This is a genomic window from Sulfuricurvum sp. (assembly GCF_028710345.1).
Lineage (GTDB): Bacteria > Campylobacterota > Campylobacteria > Campylobacterales > Sulfurimonadaceae > Sulfuricurvum.
In genome coordinates this window covers 156,352-177,631 of sequence record NZ_JAQTUH010000007.1, presented here as the reverse complement: position 1 = coordinate 177,631, position 21,280 = coordinate 156,352, and the positions used below count along the sequence as shown (strand labels likewise).

General features: G+C 41.5%; 17 protein-coding genes. 12 read left to right on the top strand and 5 right to left on the bottom strand.

The window, feature by feature from the left end; all coding sequences use genetic code 11:
- Positions 1–6 precede the first annotated feature (6 nt).
- Positions 7–570: a Holliday junction branch migration protein RuvA gene (gene ruvA / locus PHC76_RS10725; RefSeq protein ID WP_299971743.1), complete on the bottom strand. Its 564-nt coding sequence runs from the start codon at positions 568–570 to the stop codon at positions 7–9.
- The gene (locus PHC76_RS10720; protein WP_300210050.1) at positions 567–2,444 is read right to left on the bottom strand and encodes a flagellar assembly protein A; all 1,878 of its coding nucleotides are present in this window, start codon (positions 2,442–2,444) and stop codon (positions 567–569) included. Before PHC76_RS10720 ends, ruvA begins: the two co-directional genes overlap by 4 nt.
- Positions 2,445–2,770: 326 nt before the next feature.
- Between PHC76_RS10720 and murJ the strand changes: the two genes are divergently transcribed.
- The 8 genes from murJ (at position 2,771) to PHC76_RS10680 (ending at position 12,490) form a co-directional block, all read left to right on the top strand.
- Positions 2,771–4,174, top strand: coding sequence for a murein biosynthesis integral membrane protein MurJ (gene murJ / locus PHC76_RS10715; RefSeq protein WP_299971738.1), 1,404 nt, complete (start codon positions 2,771–2,773; stop codon positions 4,172–4,174).
- Positions 4,175–4,189: 15 nt separating this feature from the next.
- Positions 4,190–5,587, top strand: coding sequence for a cysteine--tRNA ligase (gene cysS / locus PHC76_RS10710; RefSeq protein WP_299971735.1), 1,398 nt, complete (start codon positions 4,190–4,192; stop codon positions 5,585–5,587).
- The gene (locus tag PHC76_RS10705; protein ID WP_300210048.1) at positions 5,584–7,296 is read left to right on the top strand and encodes an ABC transporter transmembrane domain-containing protein; all 1,713 of its coding nucleotides are present in this window, start codon (positions 5,584–5,586) and stop codon (positions 7,294–7,296) included. Before cysS ends, PHC76_RS10705 begins: the two co-directional genes overlap by 4 nt.
- A 9-nt stretch (positions 7,297–7,305) precedes the next feature.
- Positions 7,306–8,394, top strand: a complete 1,089-nt coding sequence (locus tag PHC76_RS10700) for a glycosyltransferase family 9 protein (RefSeq protein WP_299971730.1) — start codon at positions 7,306–7,308, stop codon at positions 8,392–8,394.
- Between the two features lie 66 nt (positions 8,395–8,460).
- The gene (locus PHC76_RS10695; protein WP_299971727.1) at positions 8,461–9,519 is read left to right on the top strand and encodes a quinone-dependent dihydroorotate dehydrogenase; all 1,059 of its coding nucleotides are present in this window, start codon (positions 8,461–8,463) and stop codon (positions 9,517–9,519) included.
- Positions 9,516–10,817, top strand: coding sequence for a pitrilysin family protein (locus PHC76_RS10690; RefSeq protein ID WP_299971724.1), 1,302 nt, complete (start codon positions 9,516–9,518; stop codon positions 10,815–10,817). The genes PHC76_RS10695 and PHC76_RS10690 overlap by 4 nt, the downstream gene beginning before the upstream one ends.
- Entirely contained in the window at positions 10,814–11,707 is an 894-nt protein-coding gene (gene dapA / locus PHC76_RS10685; RefSeq protein ID WP_299971721.1) for a 4-hydroxy-tetrahydrodipicolinate synthase, read from the top strand. Before PHC76_RS10690 ends, dapA begins: the two co-directional genes overlap by 4 nt.
- 3 nt (positions 11,708–11,710) lie before the next feature.
- On the top strand, positions 11,711–12,490 hold the full coding sequence (locus PHC76_RS10680) for an enoyl-ACP reductase (protein WP_299971718.1): 780 nt from the start codon (positions 11,711–11,713) through the stop codon (positions 12,488–12,490).
- A 66-nt stretch (positions 12,491–12,556) separates the two neighbouring features.
- Here PHC76_RS10680 and PHC76_RS10675 read toward each other — a convergent pair whose 3' ends face one another.
- Positions 12,557–14,344, bottom strand: coding sequence for an alpha-amylase family glycosyl hydrolase (locus PHC76_RS10675; protein WP_299971715.1), 1,788 nt, complete (start codon positions 14,342–14,344; stop codon positions 12,557–12,559).
- 167 nt (positions 14,345–14,511) lie between these two features.
- Here PHC76_RS10675 and pgsA point away from each other — a divergent pair, with 167 nt between their 5' ends.
- The 4 genes from pgsA (at position 14,512) to PHC76_RS10655 (ending at position 19,059) form a co-directional block, all read left to right on the top strand.
- Positions 14,512–15,060 carry a CDP-diacylglycerol--glycerol-3-phosphate 3-phosphatidyltransferase gene (gene pgsA, locus PHC76_RS10670; RefSeq protein ID WP_299971712.1) on the top strand — a complete coding sequence of 183 codons (549 nt, stop codon included), beginning with the start codon at positions 14,512–14,514 and terminating at the stop codon, positions 15,058–15,060.
- 1 nt (position 15,061) lies between these two features.
- A complete protein-coding gene (rseP, locus tag PHC76_RS10665) occupies positions 15,062–16,114 on the top strand; it encodes an RIP metalloprotease RseP (protein WP_299971710.1) in 1,053 nt (350 codons plus the stop codon).
- A complete protein-coding gene (locus PHC76_RS10660) occupies positions 16,111–16,785 on the top strand; it encodes a YggS family pyridoxal phosphate-dependent enzyme (RefSeq protein WP_299971708.1) in 675 nt (224 codons plus the stop codon). The genes rseP and PHC76_RS10660 overlap by 4 nt, the downstream gene beginning before the upstream one ends.
- Before the next feature lie 81 nt (positions 16,786–16,866).
- The gene (locus tag PHC76_RS10655; protein ID WP_299971705.1) at positions 16,867–19,059 is read left to right on the top strand and encodes an EAL domain-containing protein; all 2,193 of its coding nucleotides are present in this window, start codon (positions 16,867–16,869) and stop codon (positions 19,057–19,059) included.
- Here the strand turns inward: PHC76_RS10655 and PHC76_RS10650 are convergent.
- Together PHC76_RS10650 and PHC76_RS10645 are read right to left on the bottom strand one after the other, a co-directional pair.
- Positions 19,056–20,039, bottom strand: a complete 984-nt coding sequence (locus tag PHC76_RS10650) for a HAMP domain-containing sensor histidine kinase (protein ID WP_299971702.1) — start codon at positions 20,037–20,039, stop codon at positions 19,056–19,058. The genes PHC76_RS10655 and PHC76_RS10650 overlap by 4 nt on opposite strands.
- A complete protein-coding gene (locus tag PHC76_RS10645) occupies positions 20,039–21,274 on the bottom strand; it encodes a M18 family aminopeptidase (protein WP_299971699.1) in 1,236 nt (411 codons plus the stop codon). Before PHC76_RS10645 ends, PHC76_RS10650 begins: the two co-directional genes overlap by 1 nt.
- Between the last annotated feature and the right edge of the window lie 6 nt (positions 21,275–21,280).

Here is a 21,280-nt window from a genome sequence, read left to right as displayed (position 1 = left end):
TCCTTATTAAAATTTTTGAAGTTGTTTCAACGCCTCTTTGACGAGGGTTGCGGTATCGGTACCGCTGCATTTTGAGAGGGCAGTGACAATCACCTCTTTTTTAAATCCTAGCGATTCCAATGCCATCAACGCTTCACTTGAAGCACTGGTAGTAAACGATTCCCCCTGAAGCAATACGGCATCAAACCCTGCAAGCTCCACCATAATCCGTGCCGCACTTTTTGGTCCGATTCCCGGAACTTTTTTCAGTGCATTGACATCTTTAGATGAAATAATACCCGCAAACTGCTCCGGCGTAAAGGTACTACAGATTGCTAATGCCGCTTTTGGACCGATTCCATTGATTTTTAACATCCCCTCAAAGAGAGTTTTTTCACTTTTTTGCAAGAATCCATAAAGTTGTTGTGCATCTTCACGGATAATATGGGAGATATGTAAACGCACTTTATCACTACTCAATCCACCATAGGTATGCAAACTAATAAACACTTGATAGATAACCCCATTGACTTCTAAATGGAGTGCAGTAGGCTCTTTAAACTCAATGTTTCCAACTAATCCTACGATCATTTCCCCACTACCTTTATCGAAAATTCCCCATCTTCTTCATACAACCCCAAAACATTTTCATCACTACCGTCATTCGGAAAATAGGTAACATCGATTGGGGGATCAATTAATTTAAAAACTACCTCATTGTAGTTTTTCCAGCGATCATGATTAATAATCCGAGCATCAAAAATTTCACTTTGTAACGCAGTATGGTGTGAACTAATCAGTGTTAAATATTCTGATTTTTCTTGATGTTCTTTTCGCAATGACTCTAATTTTTGTCTAAAATATTGAAACTTTTGATATTTATCAACATATGCAGAGGGAGCTTTTATCTGATTGCGTTTGTAATGGATCAGTTTTTTCTTGATATCTTCATAAGCTGATGCGTTGTCCGCCATCGTCTTTTCATAATCTGCTAACTCTTTCGTAACAGCCTCAAGCTTTTTTTTCGCCTCTACCATTTTTTCATCTTCCGCTTGTAAACTCTCACGCGATTCATTGAGCAATGGATCGATAGTAAATATATTTTCTCCCCCTTGAAGCTTTTTAATCTCAATACTTTTAGAGGCAGTTAATTTAGTATGCGATCCCAAAAGCTCAATCACAATCTCTTGTGCCCGTATTTTGCCACCGACAGCTTGAGTAATATATACTTTTTCACCCTCTACCTCACCATGCTCCAAGCGGGTAATGTGAATCACCTTCCCAAACGCTTTTCCTTTGTGGATATTAATTGAAAGCTCATCAGCTATGACTGTTGCACTGCTGTGAACTTGCCCTTCTATAGTTGCTTTGTGTGCTGTTACCTTCGCTTCCGCCCCTACATTTCCCTCGATATTAATCACATTGACGGTAACAGACATCCCTGTACCGATTGCATCTTTGAGGGCATCTTTCTCTTTGACATTAATAGAGACATCCGCATCCAATGCGGTATCAATAGAACCAGTTGAGCGAAAACTAATCTCCGTGACATCCATCTCCGTTTTGATGTCATAAACACCACCTTCAAACGTTACATATCCACCCACTTTTGCTCGAAATTCTACCGATTTCTCTAACTCATCACGCCGTATCTTTTCACTGACGGTAAAGGTAGGTTCGTACTTAACAATCGGCTCTTTAGGTATCATCACTTCACCACGCGCATTACGCCCTATCGTCCCTTTTAACGGCTTGATATATTCAATCAACAGATCATTTTCAACCACGCTCACGATGTAACCGCGTTTAGAATAATCTATTCTCCCCTCATCACTCATAGCTTGATGTTTTTTATCGTAATGCAAAATCAATTTATCATCAATAGTACTAATCGGTTCATACGCTTCACCGATCAAAAACCGTTCTTGATCTTCAAATGTATAATCTCCATAAATTCGAATTTTTGCGATTAAATCAGCTAAATTAAACTTCATAATTGACTCAAAAATTCCTATCATCAAATTGGCACGCAATTTTTTCTTTTTAATCAATTCGTAAAAATCAGCTTCAAACGTTTCATTAAAATGGGCAGTGCTACCGACTTTAATGGTTAAATAGATTTTACACAGAGTCCCATTCCCTGCAATTGATATATCTAAAGAATCTAATGTAGGGGTTTCTGTAATCGAAAAAATCTCTATCTCATAAATCTGTTTTATTTCAAATTGTGGATTGAGATACATTTCAACATGGATATCGTTGATCTCTTCAGGGCTACATTCAATCCAATCATCATTGCCGTTGGTAACGATACGGGTAAACGTTTGGGAATCTAATAATCGAAAATCGAGTGATTTAACCGATACTTTATGATTTTCAGCAACACTCATCAACTCTTTCGCGACATTGCTAGTTCGAACAACAATAGAGGGTATGGCATTAGACTTTAATTGAACTTCTGCCACTTTGCCTCCTCTTTCTTCATTGTTTTATAGTTATTGTATTATAGGGCTATTTTAATGACATATCGGTTAAAATTGCGTAAAATTTATTTTAAAGCTACATTTCAAGTAAAATGATGAAAACGAATTGGAAAAAATTACTACTTACGATAGTCTTATTAGGTGCTTCAGGGTATTTTCTCTATAGCGGGTTTAGTATTCTGTTTAAGTGAATATTCAACCACTCGACATGTTCAAAGCGAATGGAAGCAATATATTAATCTCCGATTACTTTTAATCCCTAATCAGCTAAAATTGCATCAAATCTATTTCAGGGCTTGATATAAACTATGTTTAAATCGATATTTTCCAACTCGTTTGGCATTTTAACATCCCGTATTACTGGGCTTGCTCGGGATATTTTAATGACTTCGGCATTGGGTGCAAATGTGTGGAGTGATGTCTTTTTTATGGCGTTCAAATTCCCAAACCTCTTTCGCCGTATCTTCGCGGAGGGTTCGTTTACCCAAAGCTTTATGCCCTCATACATAGCATCTCGACAGAAAAGTGTCTTTGCCGTTGCTATTTTTATCCGGTTCATGCTCTTTATTATTGCTTTATCATTGTTAGTTACCCTCTTCCCTGGTTTTTTTACTAAAATCTTGGCATGGGACTGGAATGCCGATCTCATTGCGAAAACTGCCCCGCTGACTATTATCAATTTTTGGTATTTGGATCTTATTTTTATCGTCACCTTTTTAGGGACGTTGCTACAGCATAGAGAACATTTTTTTACAACTGCTTTTTCAACCGTTTGGCTCAATATTGCTATGATTGCCGCGTTGATACTCTTTGCCCACAGTGACCCAAAAATCATAGTCTACGCTTTAAGTTTTTCTATTTTGGCTGGGGGAGTGTTCCAAGTCATTACTCACCTCTACACTATGCGTCAAAAAGGGCTTATGAAACTCCTCATCGGGGGATGGAAATATCGTAAAACCAAAGACGTTAAAGCAGAAGAGTCCAAATTTAGTTCCCTCTTTTTCCCCTCAGTTTTAGGAAATTCGACAGCACAAATCGCCTCATTTATCGACACCTCTCTTGCATCGTTTTTAGCAGCAGGTTCAGTCTCCTATCTCTTTTATGCCAACCGCATTTTTCAACTCCCTTTTGCCATCATCGCTTTAGCGATTACTACGGCACTCTTTCCTGCTATTGCAAAAGCGATTAATAATGACAATCACACTCTTGCTTTTCAAAACCTACACAAAGCTTTTTGGCTTTTAAGTGCTCTTCTTGCTCTATCAGTACTCGGAGGAACACTCCTTAGTGAACCGATTATTTGGCTTTTGTTTGAGCGGGGTGCATTTACGATCCAAGATACCCATAATACAGCGAATGTATTGATGATGTATATGGTGGGACTAGTCCCTTTTGGACTTGCTAAACTCTTTTCCCTTTATCTCTACGCTATGCACAAACATATCAAAGCGGCTAAAATTGCGGCTGCATCTCTCATCATCAATATCATCTGTTCACTCATTCTTATGAAACCCCTCGGAGCCGCAGGATTAGCACTAGCGGGGAGTATCGGTGGTGCGGTACAAATGGTTCTCACCATACGAGAAGTGGGATGGAATATCTTTTTTGATCTTCTTAAAACCCGTTTTAGCCTCTATTTTGTCATCGGTTCAGCTCTATTTGCCGTTACATTCTATGCTCTAAACAATTTTTTGATACACTTAATACGATAAAACGATTGGAATATTATGACTATTTACGACAGCGTACAAAAAACAAAACTACCATTTATCCCACTTCAAGAGGGAAAAGTCTCCCTTTATGTCTGTGGACCTACCGTTTATGATGATGCCCATTTAGGACACGCCAAAAGTGCGTTGGTGTTCGATCTATTGCGTCGTGTTCTGGAAGCGGAAGGGTATGATGTTCTCTTTGCCCGTAATATCACCGATATCGACGATAAGATTATTAATAAAGCGCGCGAGTTGGGGATTAGTACGAACGATATTGCCGAACGTTATACATCCGCGTATCATCGTGACATGGAAGCCATCGGGGTAACTAAACCAACCTTGGAGCCCAAAGCGACCGAATCGATTGACGCGATGAGCGAAATGATTCAAAAGTTACTGAACAAAAAACACGCCTATGCTATCAGTAACGGTGATATCTATTTTGACACCGCCAGTGATACAAACTACCTCTCTCTCAGCAACCGCCAAAGTTCTGAGAATGTGAGCCGTGTCGAAAAAGTCTCTGAGAAAAAAAATGAAGCCGATTTTGCCCTCTGGAAAGCAGTTCACGATGAGGGTGTTGCTTTTGATTCCCCTTTTGGGCGCGGTCGTCCGGGGTGGCATTTGGAGTGTTCGGCGATGATTGAGAACTATGTCAGCCCTCATGTCGGTGAGTATGCTATCGATATCCACGGTGGAGGTGCCGATCTGCTCTTCCCACATCATGAAAACGAAGCGGCACAAACTCGCTGTGCGACGAATCATGAGTTGGCAAAATACTGGATGCACAACGGTTTTGTCACGATTGATGGCGAAAAGATGTCCAAAAGTTTAGGAAACAGCTTTTTCCTCAAAGATGCCCTTAAAAGCTATGATGGCGAAGTGCTCCGATTTTATCTCCTCAGCACCCACTATCGTGGAGATTTTAACTTTAACGAAGAAGATTTAATCGCCTCTAAAAAACGGCTCGATAAACTCTATCGCCTCAAAAAACGGCTCTTTGGACTCACCGCCGAAATTATCGATACTGAATTTAAAAAGAATCTTCTTGAAGCGTTAGGGGATGATCTCAATGTCTCTCGTGCCTATGCCCTCATCGATGAGTTGGTGACACAAGCCAATGAAGCCCTCGATGCGAATCCAAAAGATAAAGGATACCGTCAAACACTCCTCTCATCGCTCTCAACCATTGAAACGGTGTTAGGATTTGGTGCTCAAAACCCATTCACCTACTTCCAGTTTGGAGTGGATGAAGCAACTAAAGAAAAAATCGATGATTTGGTAGAGAAACGCTCCGAAGCCAAAAAAGCTAAAGATTTCGCCGCTTCTGATGCCCTCCGAGACGAACTCACTGCTCTTGGCATTTCGATTATGGATACTCCATTGGGGACATTTTGGGAGAGTAGAGAGTGAGAGAGAGTTATAAACGGTTCTGGCCTTATATCCGAGAATATAAATTTCAATTTCTCATGGTCTTGATTGGGATCATTTTAACCGTCAGTGCAACAGCAGCGACTGCACACATCATGAAACCGTTGATGGATAATATGTTTATCAAAAAAGAGAGCCAAATGCTCTACATCATCCCAATGCTTTTAATAGGGATATATCTTTTTAAAGCAATCGGACGCTATATTCAATCGGTTTTCAATACCTATATCGGTCTCCATATTGTTTCAAAAATTCGAGAAGAGTTACTCTCTAAAATGATTCATTTGGATATGCAATTTCTCTATACTAACCGTAGCGGTGAACTCATCTCACGAATCACCAACGATATTAACCGAATTCAATACTTCGTCTCCTCCATGATGCCTGAATTAGTTCGCGAAAGCCTCACTGTCATTACACTCATCGGATATGTTATTTATCTCAATCCTACCCTTGCTTTTTGGGCATTGATCGTTATGCCTGCTGTTATCATCCCTTTGTTACAAATCACGAAACGGCTCAAACGGCTCGCTCATCGTTCACAAGAGAAAAATGCCGATATGGTTACCCGTCTAACTGAAGTTTTTAACAACTCCGAAATCATTAAATCCAATGCTACCGAGCACTACGAATTGGAACAATTTCGAAATGAAAACATCAATTTTTTTAAAATCAATATGAAATCAACCTATACCAGTGAATTAATTTCACCCATGATGGAGATTATCGCGGCAATCGGTCTCGCTACCGTTATCTATATCGGGGGTAAGCAAGTCTATGACGGCGCCATGAGTGTGGGAGAGTTCACCGCATTTTTAACAGCATTAGGGCTAGTATTCCAACCACTCAAAGGGGTCAGTAATATATTAGGAAGGGTGCAAGATGCCCAAGCGGCGAGTGAGCGGGTATTTCAAATTTTTGATATGGAAAACACGATAACAGATGGTCGACTTCAACTCGATGATCCTATCAAACAAATTCAATTCGATCACGTAACACTCAAATTTGAAGACAAAACGGCGTTAAATGCCATCAGTATAAATATTCATGCAGGAGAGACGATTGCTCTTGTCGGACAAAGCGGAGGGGGGAAAAGTTCTTTTGTCAATCTTCTCCTCCGATTTTACGATCCGATTTCGGGAACCATCTCGATCAACAACCACAATATCAAAGAGTATACGCAACATTCACTCCGTTCCCAAATCGCTTTTGTTTCTCAAAGGGTTTACATTTTTCAAGACACCTTGGCAGCGAACGTTGCGTACGGTGAAGCTATCGATGAAGAACGGGTTAAAGAGGCATTGATTATGGCAGATGCACTCGAATTTGCCCAATCTCTTCCGGATGGCATCTACACGGTGATGCAAGAGTTCGGTGCAAATCTCTCAGGTGGACAGCGACAACGGATTGCTATAGCCAGAGCAATCTATAAACATGCATCGCTGCTTATTTTGGATGAAGCAACCAGTGCACTCGATAATGAGACTGAACGAAAAATACAAAATACTCTCAATGAATACACAAAAGATAAAATCACCATCCTTATCGCTCATCGTCTCAGCACGGTTCAAAATGCAAATCGGATTCTTCTCTTTAAAGCAGGCCATATTCTAGCTGAGGGGAGTCATCAACAACTCTTACATACCTCTGAAGAGTATCAACGTCTCAGTCAAACACTGAGTGAAAGTTAAGGAGAGAGCATGGGAATACCATTCCATTCACAAATGCGAAAAAAAATCAAAAATGGATTTAATGCACTGTTGCGTTTTCTGTTTCCGACACGTGCGCAACACACCATCATTCCATCTGAAAACATCCGTCGTATTTTAGTTATCCGTATCAATTATCGCATCGGAAATATCCTCTTTACAACTCCTCTTCTTCGTGCACTTGAGCAACGATTCCCTGAAGCTTCTATGGATGTATTAATCGGAGCACGCTATCCTGCACCATTACTAAAAGGGTTTTCGACGGTTCACAATGTTTTTGATTTTCCCCGAAAATTACTCAAAAACCCATTACACCTTTTTCGATACATTGCTCAACTTCGTCAACCCTATTATGACCTTGTAATCAATATGAATACTGGATCGGCAAGCGATCGTGGGGCAACATTTTTAGCACGAGGAAAATACAAACTTGGCTTTGATTCTTTGGGGGATTGGTCACCCTCAACGCATGTTGTCAATGCACCAAACGGATCGGTGCATGAAGCGTTAAAACCACTCATTTTAATGGAAGCTTTTGGAAACAAAGCTACCGATTTTCCGCAAAAAATGGATATTGCTATTAATGAACACGAAGAGTCTGAAGCACTCGAGGAACTGAAAAAACGTCTTGTGGAACAGGGATATGTTTGGGGGAGTAAACGAAAGATCATAGGGATATTTCGCGATGCTCGATATGAGAAAAAAATCTCTAATGAGTGGTGGAATGAATGGTATATGTACATGAAACAGCGCAATCCTGATTTCGTGTTTATCGATATTCTCTCACCCGATGTAACCGAAAAACTTTCCAATGAGCTTTACTCTTTGCTCGAATCGAACTTGCGGTTTTTGGGTGCTATACTCTCTCAAATGGATGCGTTTGTATGCGGGGATACAGGTCCCATGCATCTTGCCAGTGCTTCAGGAGTCCCTACAATCGCCCTGTTTAAAGCCACTGCACCAACACTCTACGGAACACTCGGGAAAAACGACTTATCTTTGATACTTAACGATTCTACACCAAAATCTATCGCATTACAAATAACTGAACATATTGAAACACTCCCATTAAAGGGTTGATTAACAAACCATTCAACCTTTTTTGAGTATAATCGCGTCAATTTTAACTCTTGTGAGGCGAATGGCATGTTTGATTACGAATCTCTAAAACCTTGGTTTTTTAAACTACAACCCGAATCGGCTCATACACTGGTCGGTCTTGGTCTCCGTGCTGCTAATTATTGCCCTCCCTTGTTCAACGGCATGATTGCAAAAAATTTCGTAACCCATCCGATTCTCAAACAAGAGCTTTTTGGACGTACCTTTCTTAATCCCGTAGGACTTGCGGCAGGTTTTGATAAAAATGCCACTATGATAGAGGGGACGCTCGCAATGGGATTCGGATTTACCGAAATCGGAACTCTCACCCCAAAACCTCAAGAGGGAAATCCCCGCCCACGCCTTTGGAGACACATCGAAGAGGAGTCTATCCAAAACGCGATGGGATTCAACAATGATGGCTTATTTCGTATCAATCACCGCCTTAAAAACATTTACCCATTCAGCACCCCTATCGGTGTCAATATCGGCAAAAACAAAACAACAACCGAAGAGAATGCGATTAAAGATTACACGACCCTCATCAAAGCACTTCACCCGTATGCTGATTACATGGTTATCAATATCTCCTCTCCCAACACTCCGGGGCTTCGTGATCTTCAAAATGAGACATTTATCCATGATCTTTTTACCGCCGCGAAAGCCCTTACCGATAAACCTATTTTGCTCAAAATTGCCCCCGATATGTCTGAAGATCAAGCGGTTGCACTCTGTAGCCACGCCGTAGCGTGCGGAGCGGATGGGATTATTGCTACCAACACTACAATCGATTATTCTCTCGTATCTGAACCTGAAGATATCGGTGGATTAAGCGGTGAAGTATTACGCGAACGAAGTTTTTATATCTTCGATGCAATTGCTCGTGAACTCTATGGCAAAACAACCCTCATCAGTGTCGGCGGTATTGCATCACCGGAAGAGGCCTATCGCCGTATCCGTGCGGGTGCATCATTAGTTCAACTTTACACCTCATTAATCTACAAAGGTCCTGAAGTAATCGAAGAGATTAATCACGGTCTCATCGATCTTTTAGAGCGTGATGGATTCACCTCTATCACCGAAGCTATAGGCGCTGATCGAGTATGAAAAGACTCAGTGCGTTATTTTTTACAGTAGGAACCCTTATGGCCTCATCTTTGCCTCACTATGAAACAAAAACTTTGGATAACGGCTTACAAGTCGTTGCTATTCCCATGGACAATAACTCCAACGTCATCTCTACCGATATTTTTTATAAAGTGGGAAGCCGTAACGAAGTGATGGGGAAAAGTGGAATCGCCCACATGTTGGAGCATATGAACTTCAAATCGACTAAAAATCTCAAAGCGGGTGAGTTTGATGAAGAGGTCAAAAGCATCGGCGGAATGAACAACGCCTCGACCGGATTTGACCACACCCACTACTACATCAAATCGAGCAGTGAAAACATGGGCAAATCGCTCTCACTTTTTGCGGAACTCATGCAAAATCTCAACCTCAAAGATGAAGAATTCCAACCAGAACGTAACGTCGTTGCCGAAGAGCGTCGTTGGAGAACCGACAACAATCCGATGGGCTACCTCTATTTTCGTCTCTTCAACAGTGCCTATATCTACCACCCTTACCATTGGACGCCGATTGGATTTATGAACGATATCCAAACATGGAAACTCGAAGATATTCAAAAATTTCACGCTACTTACTATCAACCGCGCAATGCGATTCTCGTTGTCACCGGCGATATTAAAGCTGATAAAGTCTTTGAAGAGGCACAAAAGCATTTTGGCTCGATTGCTAACACCGTCGATATCCCTACCGTCAAAACCATCGAACCTGAACAAGACGGTGCACGACGGGTTGAGATACACAAAGAGAGTGAAGTAGAGATGATAGCCCTCTCTTTTCCTATCCCGAACTTTCAACACGCCGATCAGCCGAAACTCTCTGCACTGAGTGAATTGCTTAGTTCCGGCAAAAGTTCCCGCCTTTACCGCACCCTTGTCGATGAAAAACGACTTGTCAATCAAATCCATGCTTACAATATGGAGACCATCGATCCGGGAATATTTTTATTTTTAGCGATTGCCAATAAAGGTGTTACAGCAGAACAAATCGAAAAAGAGCTATGGAAAGAGATTAAAAAGCTCCAAGATAAAGAGGTCAAAACCAGTGAACTCGAAAAAATAAAAATCAGTACAAAATCAGACTTCATCTACTCCCTAGAGAGCTCTACCTCAGTGGCTGAACTCTTCGGCGGATACCTTTCACGCGGTGATTTAGCTCCGTTAGAACGGTATGAAGAGGAGATTAACAATCTCAATGCAAAAGAGCTTCAACGCCTTGCCAAACACTATTTCGTTAGCGAAAAGTCAACTACTATTATCCTACGCAAAGGAAAAAAATGAATCTAGTCACTGGCTCTACTACCGCCCTTATTACACCGTTTAAAAACGGGAAACTCGATGAGCAAAAATACGCTGAGCTTATTCAACGACAGATTAACAACGGTATCAACGCCGTATGTCCTGTCGGAACCACAGGAGAGAGTGCAACCCTCACCTACGAAGAAGATCGTATCTGTATGGAGATTGCCGTAGCCGTTTGTAAAGGAACCTCTACCAAAGTCCTCGCAGGTGCAGGGAGCAACTCTACCGCTGAAGCAATCGAAGCGGCATTAACAGCACAAAAATGTGGCGTCGATGCAATCTTTTCCGTCGCTCCGTATTACAACAAACCATCCCAAGAGGGACTTTATCAACACTATAAAGCCATCGCTGAGTCCGTTCCTGAGTTACCGTTCATGCTCTATAACGTTCCGGGGCGTACAATGGTCGATATCAGTGCCGACACCGTTATCCGACTTTTTGATGATCTTCCTAATATCTATGGAATCAAAGAGGCAACAGGGAGTATCGAGCGCACCATCGAGCTCCTCTCTCATCGCCCTGAACTCAAAGTGTTATGCGGCGATGATGCTATCGATTACGCTATCCTCGCATGTGGCGGAGCAGGTATTACTTCGGTCACCTCGAACCTACTCCCTGATTTCAAAAGTTCACTTGTTGCCAAAGCATTGGATGGTGATATGAACGGTGCAAAAGAGATTAATGATTTCCTTTTCCCGATCAATAAAGCCCTCTTTTTAGAGTCTAATCCGGTTATGATCAAAGCGGCAATGTATATCGCAGGACTACTCGATACCCTCGAATACCGATTGCCACTTGTTGCACCAAGCACGGATAATCTTAAAAAACTCGAAACAGTACTAAAAAATTACACTATTGTAGGAGCATAAAGAATGACAAACACCATGAAAGGTAAAACCCTCGTAATCACCGGAGCAACCAAAGGGATCGGTGAAGCTATCGCAGAGAAATTTGCGAAAAATGGCGTCAATATCGCATTTACCTATAATTCAAATGCCGAAACCGCTAATATTTTGGCACAAAAATGGGAAAGCGAATACGGAATCAAAGCCCGCGCTTATCCTCTCAATATCTTAGAACCTGATGAATTCAAACCCCTCTTTGAAGCCATCGATGCCGATTTCGATCGTATCGATTTTTTTGTTAGTAACGCGATGATTTACGGTCGTCCTGTTGTCGGCGGATACGGTAAATTTATGCGTCTCAAACCACGCGGTCTTAACAACATCTACACCGCTACCGTCAACGCTTTCGTCGTCGGAACCCAAGAAGCGGCAAAACGGATGGAAAAAGTGGGTGGTGGTGCCGTCGTTACGATGTCAAGTACCGGTAATCTCATCTACATCGAAAACTACGCAGGTCACGGAACCAACAAAGCAGCCGTCGAAGCGATGAGCCGTTACGCGGCAGTAGAACTCGGAGAAATGAATATCCGTGTTAATGCCGTCTCAGGTGGTCCTATCGATACCGATGCGCTTAAAGCATTCACCAACTACGAAGAGGTCAAAGCCGAAACTATCAAACGCTCCGCGATGAACCGTATGGGAAGCCCGAACGACATCGCAGGAGCCGTCTATTTCCTCTGTACCGAAGAAGCGAGTTGGATTACCGGACAAACTATCATCGTCGATGGCGGAACAACGTTTAAATAATTTTCCTCATTCCGTGATTGGCACGGAATTCACATCCTTTTTTCCCAGCTCTCTTAAGTAAAACCCTTATTGCGAAAAAATCACTACACTGTAAGCACCGATAGACACCGAAGCATAATAGGGGAGTCCATCACACTCTCCTCGGTCGGTGAGAATATCGGTACTCAGAAAATTACCGAAATCATCATTGTACCCTTCCCAGTCACTGTTGAAACGGAGTTTCCAAGCTCCTTCAGAGGGAAATCCGATAACGTAGTCTTCTTGTGCCTCATGCGAGAAGTTAGCAACAATAACAACATCGTCCGCAATACCCCCCTTATCCCAACGATGAAAAGCAATCACTTTGTGTTCATTATTCATGTGATAGACCTGAGTAAACTGTCCACACAAACCACGCGTAAAGCCATCATGGTTGGAACGTAACCGAATAAGATCTCGATACAATCGAACGATACCGTGAAACTCAGCACATTGATCCCAATCAACGCTAACCGTATCGCGAAACCATCCCCCCTCTAGGAATTCTTGACCTTGAAAAAGCATAGGGATGCCGGGAGAGGTAAAAACCATTGCGGCGGCCAATGTTGAACGTTTCTGAGCGTACCACCCTTTTGGGTCGTTTGGGTTAATCTCTTGGGGTACACGGGCATGACCGTTTGCGACTTCATCGTGCGATTCACTGTAGATAACCCGATCAAAGGCATCATCATTGTAACGGTACAAGATAGCATCACGGATAGAATCGAGTGATCGTTGCTCATCTTGAGGCGCGACCACCGCTTGACGTATGGGATGGACGAACATAGCATCCCACTGAGAGGCGAATCCGGCACCGCCGGCACCCACTTCTTTAGTCACCCATTTATTGTTTTGAAGATCCTCGGCGATTGTGATACGACCGGGAAATTTTTGTGCAATTTGGCTATTAATCCACTGGAGCAGACTCCGCCCCTCAGGAATATCTCTCTTGTCAGAATCATTGACCATACGAATAAACTGGGTGCAGTCTAAACGGATACCATCGATATGATACTCCTCGAACCACATCATAACATTGTCCATAAGATATTGACGAACTTCTCCCTGTCCGTAATCGGGTCTAGTATCTCCCCATGGGGTAATGGCTCTATCATCATTATAAAAATAGATACCGCCACGACCATTTTCACTCCAACCGTCAAACTGCCATAAATTAAGGTCACTGGGGCCAAGGTGATTATAAACAACATCCAGTATCACCGCAATACCCGCTAGATGAGCGCTCTTAATAAACTGTTTAAACGCTAATGGTCCTCCGTATTCACCATCTACCGAAAAAATATGGGAAGGGTTATATCCCCACGATCGCTCACCAGCAAATTCCCCTATCGGCATAATCTGAATCGCATTAATACCAAGCTTTTTCAAATGTCCCAAACGGGCAGATACCGATGAAAATTCACCTTTATGACTAACTTCCTCTTGATCATTGAACGTCCCCACATGCAGTTCATAGATGACAAGTTCATTCCACGGGGCAAGTGTAAAATCGTCCTCTTGCCACTCAAAATGGGTATCGTGAACAATACTGTTTCCGATTGAGCTTGTTACTTCACGGGCATACGGATCGATACGTTTAAACTCACCCTCTGGCGTAGAGAGGAGAAACAGATACTGATCATCCGCATGAGCCTCAGCTACATTGGTATACCAATACCCATTTTCTTCAGAATGCATTGGGTGTTTAGTTGCATCCCATTCGTTAAATGATCCTATAACGGATACGTGATGTGCATGGGGTGCCCACACACGGAAAGTAACTCCATGCGCATGTAGAATCGATCCCATGCCCTTGATTTTTGTTTCATTATTCATAGTTTAATTCTTTGTTGGACTAAGATATGACTTCATTGTATCGGATAGATTATTGTTTTGAATTTATTTAAGTAAATAGTCCAATTATTAACTCTATACCTAAGCCATAATACATTTTAGCTATAATCACGCAAATACAATAAATCGTAATTTAGTAAAGGTTATTTTTGTTCAATATTCCCAATATTTTAGCTTTAATCCGTCTCTTCATCGCTCCAATAATGTTTTGGATCATCCTAAATCCTCAAGTATTCACCGATATGGGATGGCATGTCAGTTGGACCTATTACATCGCCACATTGCTCTTTGTAATCGCCAGTACAACCGATTTTTTCGATGGTTACGTTGCTCGTGAACTCGATCAAATCACTATCGTCGGACAAATCCTCGATCCACTCGCCGATAAAATGCTCACTCTCGCCGCGTTTTTAGGTTTAATGATGAGTGGTGTTGCCTCAGCATGGGCAATTTATATCATTATCGTTCGAGAACTGTTTATCACAGGTCTTCGCACCCTCTCCCTCTCGGAGGGGATTGATGTTAGTGCCTCCATGGCAGGAAAGGTAAAAACTGTAGCACAGATGATTGCTATCGGATTTTTACTAATGCATTGGACTGGTGGAAGCACACTATTATGGATAGCTGTTGCCCTAACCGTCTATTCGGGTGTTGAATATGTAGTTGGGTTTAGTAAAGCCTATAAAGGGAAAATGTAAGATGTCGTGGATTGTCGCTTTTCTCGTCCTCTCTTTACTTATTTTTTTACACGAACTAGGTCACTATAGCGCAGCGAAATTTTTCGGTGTATACGTCGAAGTATTCAGTATCGGATTTGGGAAAAAGCTTTTTTCTTTTCGATGGCTCAATACCCAATGGCAAATATCTGCTATTCCACTCGGTGGATATGTCAAGATGAAAGGACAAGATGATTCTGATCCTACCGCCATTAGCTACGATAATGATAGCTATACGACTAAAAAACCATGGCAACGTATCATCATTCTCCTTGCCGGTCCTTTGGCTAATTTTTTAACCGCATGGGTCCTTTTTTACGCTATAGCACTGGGAGGACCACAAGCTCTCTCTCCAATAGTTGGTAAAGTAGTCGTCAACTCTCCTGCTCAACAAGTAGGGCTGATAGCAAAAGATAAAATTCTCTCAATCAATGGTAAAACCATTACGACATGGGATGAGATATCCGATACTATAAAATCATCTGAAGGCTCTTTAACACTCGGTGTCGAGCGTAATGAAACCAAACTCTTTATTACCCTCACCCCTCAGATCAGTGAAGCTACCAATATTTTTAAGGAAAAAGTTCAAAAACGGATGGTCGGTATCGCTCCATCAGGGATTACTCATAAACTCAATCTTGGCTTTAGTGAAACATTAGAGTATGCCACAAAACAAACCTATGAAACTTCCTTTTTGATTTTCCAAAGTGTTCAAAAACTTCTCACCGGTGTTGTTCCCGCTAAAGAGGTTGGCGGTGTAGTGAGTATCGTCCAAGTGACTGCGGATGCAACGGCATATGGATGGATATCCCTCTTTTTCTTTACCGCACTTATCTCAGTTAACCTCGGTGTCCTCAACCTCCTCCCTATCCCTGCCCTCGATGGGGGACATATTATGTTTAATCTCTATGAGATAATTCGCCGTAAAGCACCTAGTGAAGCGGTAATTACTCAGCTCACTATCGGAGGGTGGGTTCTTCTTCTTGGCTTGATGTTTTTAGGACTTTATAACGATATTACGAGGTTAATGCAATGAATACTTTAGAGCAAAAACGTCACTTTGATGCCATTATAGAGCGGGTAGAAAGAGCACGCTTACGTGTAAGTAATCATCATATCGTTAAAATCGTTGCCGCCAGTAAATACGTCGAACAAGACTCTATCCGTGACCTTTATGCCATCGGTCAGAGAGCATTCGGTGAGAATAAAGTACAAGATTTTGCAACCAAGGTAGAACAACTTGATGATCTCCCCTTAGAATGGCACTTTATTGGGAATTTACAAAAAAATAAAATCAATCACCTCTTAGCCCTCAATCCACATATGATTCACTCCATCGATTCACTCGACCTTGCGCATGCACTTAATGAACGTTTAGTGCGTGATGGAAAAACACTCCGTGCATTGGTTCAAGTAAATTCTGCGTATGAAACATCAAAATCGGGATTTGCACCCGAAGAGTTTTTAGAAGCTTATACCCACATTCATGAGAGTTGTCCGAACTTAAGATTACAAGGTATCATGAGTATCGGTGCCCATAGTGAGGATTCCAAAATTATCCGAAAAAGTTTTGAAATCACCCACACTCTCCATGAAAAACTCCCTCAAGGATCAATTTGTTCCATGGGGATGAGTAGTGACTTTGAACTCGCCATCGAGTGTGGTTCAACGATGATTCGCTTAGGTTCAATCCTTTTCCAAGAGTAATTGTTTTTTATAATTTGTACAAAAATGTGATATTTTTACGATACAATAATTACCATTAATATTTGTATCCTAAGGTCACTTTTGCATAAAATTCAGATACGGGCAACATTACTTGCAATGGGTATTGTCCTCCTCCTAATCGGTTTTTTTGTTTACTCTATTATTCAAGATAAAAAACGTGTTTTAGATGAAAAAACATCCGCACACCGTCAACTTTTAAAAAATACCTTTGAACTCTCCATGCTCGATACCGAAAAAGGGCTTAACCATTATGGCTGTAAAATACTCTCCGATCACCGAATCGTTGACGCATTTGAAGCGGGTGATCGAGATGCATTATACGCATTATCCTTACCCTATTTTAACGAAGCTCACTCTCGAGGTGAAGCTGATTTAACCGGATTCATCAAAGCAGACGGACTCCATTTCCTCAGGATGCAAGATCCGAAAAAATTTGGCGATAATATGAGTAAAAAGCGCCCTATTATTGCTCAAGCAATTCAATCACGCCAACCCATTACCTCTTTGGATGTAACACAGTATAATATCTCTGTTGTCAGTATTTTGCCTATTTTTAAAGACAACCGTTTTCTTGGCATAGTTCAAGTTGCTGCAAATATTAACCATATTCAGCAACGACTCAATGCCTATTCCAGTATTAAATCGGCATTAGCCTTTAATACCGATGCACTTCAAAAAGTTCTCCCTTCTACTAACAAGCTTAAACACTACGGAAAGTATTCCCTCATCTCTTTTAATGACCCACTATTTGAACATTTACCCGATAACTATCCCTTCAACTACTCCACAAGTTATACTATTAACGATAATACCTATATTATTGCATCACGTGAGTTGCGCACCTATGCCAACAAACCTCTCGCTAAAATGATTTGCGCCCTTGATATCACCCAAGATGAGCTTGTTTATAAACATGAGATTAACAAGTTATTGATGATTAGCTCCATACTTCTTTTACTTTTAGCACTTATCCTCCATATCGGATTTAAATCACTTATTCTACGTATTAAGCGCAAATCGGATTATCTCAACAACCAACTAAAACACCAACTCTATACCGAAGCCCTAACACAACTTCCCAATCGCAAAGCACTGATTCACAATATCGGTCATAAAAAATATGTAGGTATTATCCTCATTAATATCGATAATTTTAAAGAGATTAATGATTTTTATGGTCATGAAATCGGAGATAAACTGTTGCAAGCTATCGGAATATCTCTCCAAGATATAGCGCAAACGTATACATTATCACTTTACAAAATGCCCTCTGATGAGTATGCCCTTGCATTAGCAGGGAAGATGGAGAGTGTGCGATTTGATACAATGACTAAAAATATCCTCCATATTCTTAACGAAACCAACTATGAAATTGACGATATTACTATTTTTGCAACCGTCAGTATAGGAGTTGATTATGGGAGTAGTGATTTAGACTTAATGGGACGCGCGGATATGGCTTTAAAAACAGCCAAAAAACAAGGAATGGCACTTCTAAAATACAATGAATCACTTCGTATCAAAGAGGAGTATCTTAATAATATTTTGTGGTCTAAAAAACTCAAAGAGTCTATCAATCATCAACGTTTATCGCTCTATTTTCAAGGAATACATCATCCACTCACCAAAGAAATCCATGAGTATGAAGCACTTATCCGAATTATCGATACCGACAGCTCCGTTGTCTCCCCTTATTTGTTTTTGGATATTGCTAAGAAAACAAGGCTTTATCCCCATATTACCCGTTTTGTTATTAACACTATTTTTGAACAACTACGAACAACGCCACATCACTACTCAATCAATATCTCCATTACCGATATTTTAGATACCGATATTCAAGAACTTCTCTATAAACATCTGCGTGAATCTAATGCCGGAGATCGTCTTATTTTTGAGATTTTAGAGAATGAAGGGATTGAAAATCATGTCGAAATTTCTACCTTTATAGAACAGGTGAAAAAATTCGGTTGCCGGATTGCTATTGATGATTTTGGAACAGGATATTCAAATTTTGCCCATATTTTGCGGTTACATGTTGATTATATTAAAATTGATGCATCACTAATCAAAAACCTCGATACCGATTCCAGTGCACAAGATATCGTCCGAACCATCGTCGAATTTGCCCATCGTTTAAATATCAAAACAATTGCTGAGTTTGTCCATTCCAAAGATATTTACGATGAGTGCAAAGAGCTTGGTATCGATTATCTACAAGGCTACTATCTCAGTGAACCACAACCTCTTTAGGAAAGTGTAATTACAAACCCTTTATTCTCACCTTCATAGAGTGATATCTCTCCCCCATGGGCTTTAGCAATCTCTTGGGAAAGAACAAGTCCTAGCCCATTACCACGCTCTTTAGTGCTTTTAAATGCTTCAAAAAGCCATTTTTTATTGACGATAGGGATACCGGAATCAATAATTGTAAACTGATGTTTTCCATCAACCATTAAATGAGTCAAGCGAATAGCTCCCCCTTCCTCATCATCGAGCTCAATCGCATCGATAGCATTAAAAATAAAATTGGAAAAGAGCATCACCAACAGATCAAAATCACCGCTGAGTTCAAAATCGTGTTCAGGAAAACTAAACTCAATCTGTTTGCCATAGCTATAATACCCTATAGCATTGTGAAGTTCAGAGAGGATATATTCCCAACGAAGCGTGGATTTATGGGCCTGAATACCTTTGGAAAACATCAAAGTCGCTTTGATGATTCTTTCGATACGATAAAGTGATTTTTGGATCTCTACCACAATAGGTTTATTCTCAGGGATAACCCGCTTGATAAGTGTTGAAGTAAGAAGTGCGATAGAGCCGATAGGGTTGCGTATCTCATGGGATAAATGAGCTGCCATCTGTCCCATCGTTGCGAGATTCTCTTTCCGTTTTTGCTCGGTGATATCGGTTGCGCTGAGGAGATATTTTTCGTTATGATGAGCGGATTTAATGAGGTACGACCTCTCATAAAAATTCACCTCATAATCTTCAACATCCCATTGTAAAATTCCAAACAGCTCATCCAGCACTTTAGCTTGTGAGTTTTGTAAAAAAATCGTCCCATCTTCCTCCACAATCCAAATCGCATTGGGCAAAAACTCAATAACCTGCTCTATCGTCGATTGGAGATGCTCATACGAGTGACGAAGAGCCACATACTCCTCTTCTACCTTATAGGTCTGGTCGATTAGGGTTTTTAGCTCTTCGGGGGAGATGGTTTCACTCATTAAAACTCTCCGATATGGATTAGTATTTGACTTAATCCATAAGCATCCTCCGTGCCACACATCTCACGTATCGAATGCATGGAGAGTTGCGGCGTCCCTACATCGATTGTCTCCACCCCAAGGCGTGTAGAGGTAATCGGACCGATGGTTGAGCCACATCCCATATCGCTACGGGTGACAAAGGTTTGCGTTTTGATGCCGATACTCTGAGCGCACTGGACAAATCGTCCCATTGTTCGTGCTGACGTTGCGTAACGCTGATTGGAGTTGATTTTAATCGCAACCCCTTGGTTAAGAAGCGGTGCATGAGCACTCTCATGTTTAGCGGTAAAATTGGGGTGAAGCGCATGAGCATTATCACACGATACCATCAAAGATTGACGCATAAGCAACGAAAAATTCTCTCCAGAGATACGACGTAACACCTCTTCTAAAAACGTCCCCCCTGCTCCGACATGGCTATCACTCCCCACCTCTTCATGATCCATGCACGCTAAAAGCATCGGTGTCTCACACGCCATTATCGCCTTTAACCCCACATAACAGCTCAGGAGATTATCGAGCCGTGCAGAGGCTATCAGTTCCTGATTTACCCCGATGAATGAACCTTTTTGGGTATCGTAAAAACTGAGTTCGTGGGCGAGAAGTTTTCCATTATCTACCCCTGCTTCATTCAAAATCCACGATTCAAAATCGAGTTCACCACATCCAATAATCGGGACAATATCGGTTTGGGCATTGATAGAGTGTGATAAGTTCGCCTCACGATCCAAATGTATCGCCAATGAGGAGATAACACCGATAGGGCGTTTGATATTGATAAGCTTCTCACATCGCTCATTTGTGCTATCTAGGTAAACGATACGCCCTGCGAGGCTGAGATCACGATCAAACCACGGATTAAGCAGTAATCCCCCATACGGCTCAACACGTAACTGCAACACCCCTGCACTGCTACTAAGAGGATTAGGTTTGACACGGAGATTCGGAGAGTCGGTATGTGCTCCCACGATGGTATACCCTTTTTGCGGTGATGGCGGATAGCTAAAGGCGATGAGAGAGGAGTCATTTCGTGTTACAAAATAGTTTTTTCCCTCCTGTAATTCCCACACACGAGACTCATCGAGTTTTGTAAATCCAGATGAGAGGAGATTCTTTTCCATTTCACCAACCGCATGAAACGGTGTCACCGAGGCATCGATAAATTGGATTAGTTCTTCGTTAAATTGTCGCATGATCAC

What these genes read in the sequence shown, in the direction of transcription:
- ruvA (WP_299971743.1), bottom strand. Translation starts at nt 570, where the DNA reads ATGATCGTAGGATTAGTTGGAAACATTGAGTTTAAAGAGCCTACTGCA.
- murJ (WP_299971738.1), top strand. Translation starts at nt 2,771, where the DNA reads ATGTTTAAATCGATATTTTCCAACTCGTTTGGCATTTTAACATCCCGT.
- cysS (WP_299971735.1), top strand. Translation starts at nt 4,190, where the DNA reads ATGACTATTTACGACAGCGTACAAAAAACAAAACTACCATTTATCCCA.
- PHC76_RS10700 (WP_299971730.1), top strand. Translation starts at nt 7,306, where the DNA reads ATGGGAATACCATTCCATTCACAAATGCGAAAAAAAATCAAAAATGGA.
- PHC76_RS10695 (WP_299971727.1), top strand. Translation starts at nt 8,461, where the DNA reads ATGTTTGATTACGAATCTCTAAAACCTTGGTTTTTTAAACTACAACCC.
- PHC76_RS10690 (WP_299971724.1), top strand. Translation starts at nt 9,516, where the DNA reads ATGAAAAGACTCAGTGCGTTATTTTTTACAGTAGGAACCCTTATGGCC.
- dapA (WP_299971721.1), top strand. Translation starts at nt 10,814, where the DNA reads ATGAATCTAGTCACTGGCTCTACTACCGCCCTTATTACACCGTTTAAA.
- PHC76_RS10680 (WP_299971718.1), top strand. Translation starts at nt 11,711, where the DNA reads ATGACAAACACCATGAAAGGTAAAACCCTCGTAATCACCGGAGCAACC.
- PHC76_RS10675 (WP_299971715.1), bottom strand. Translation starts at nt 14,344, where the DNA reads ATGAATAATGAAACAAAAATCAAGGGCATGGGATCGATTCTACATGCG.
- rseP (WP_299971710.1), top strand. Translation starts at nt 15,062, where the DNA reads ATGTCGTGGATTGTCGCTTTTCTCGTCCTCTCTTTACTTATTTTTTTA.
- PHC76_RS10660 (WP_299971708.1), top strand. Translation starts at nt 16,111, where the DNA reads ATGAATACTTTAGAGCAAAAACGTCACTTTGATGCCATTATAGAGCGG.
- PHC76_RS10650 (WP_299971702.1), bottom strand. Translation starts at nt 20,039, where the DNA reads ATGAGTGAAACCATCTCCCCCGAAGAGCTAAAAACCCTAATCGACCAG.
- PHC76_RS10645 (WP_299971699.1), bottom strand. Translation starts at nt 21,274, where the DNA reads ATGCGACAATTTAACGAAGAACTAATCCAATTTATCGATGCCTCGGTG.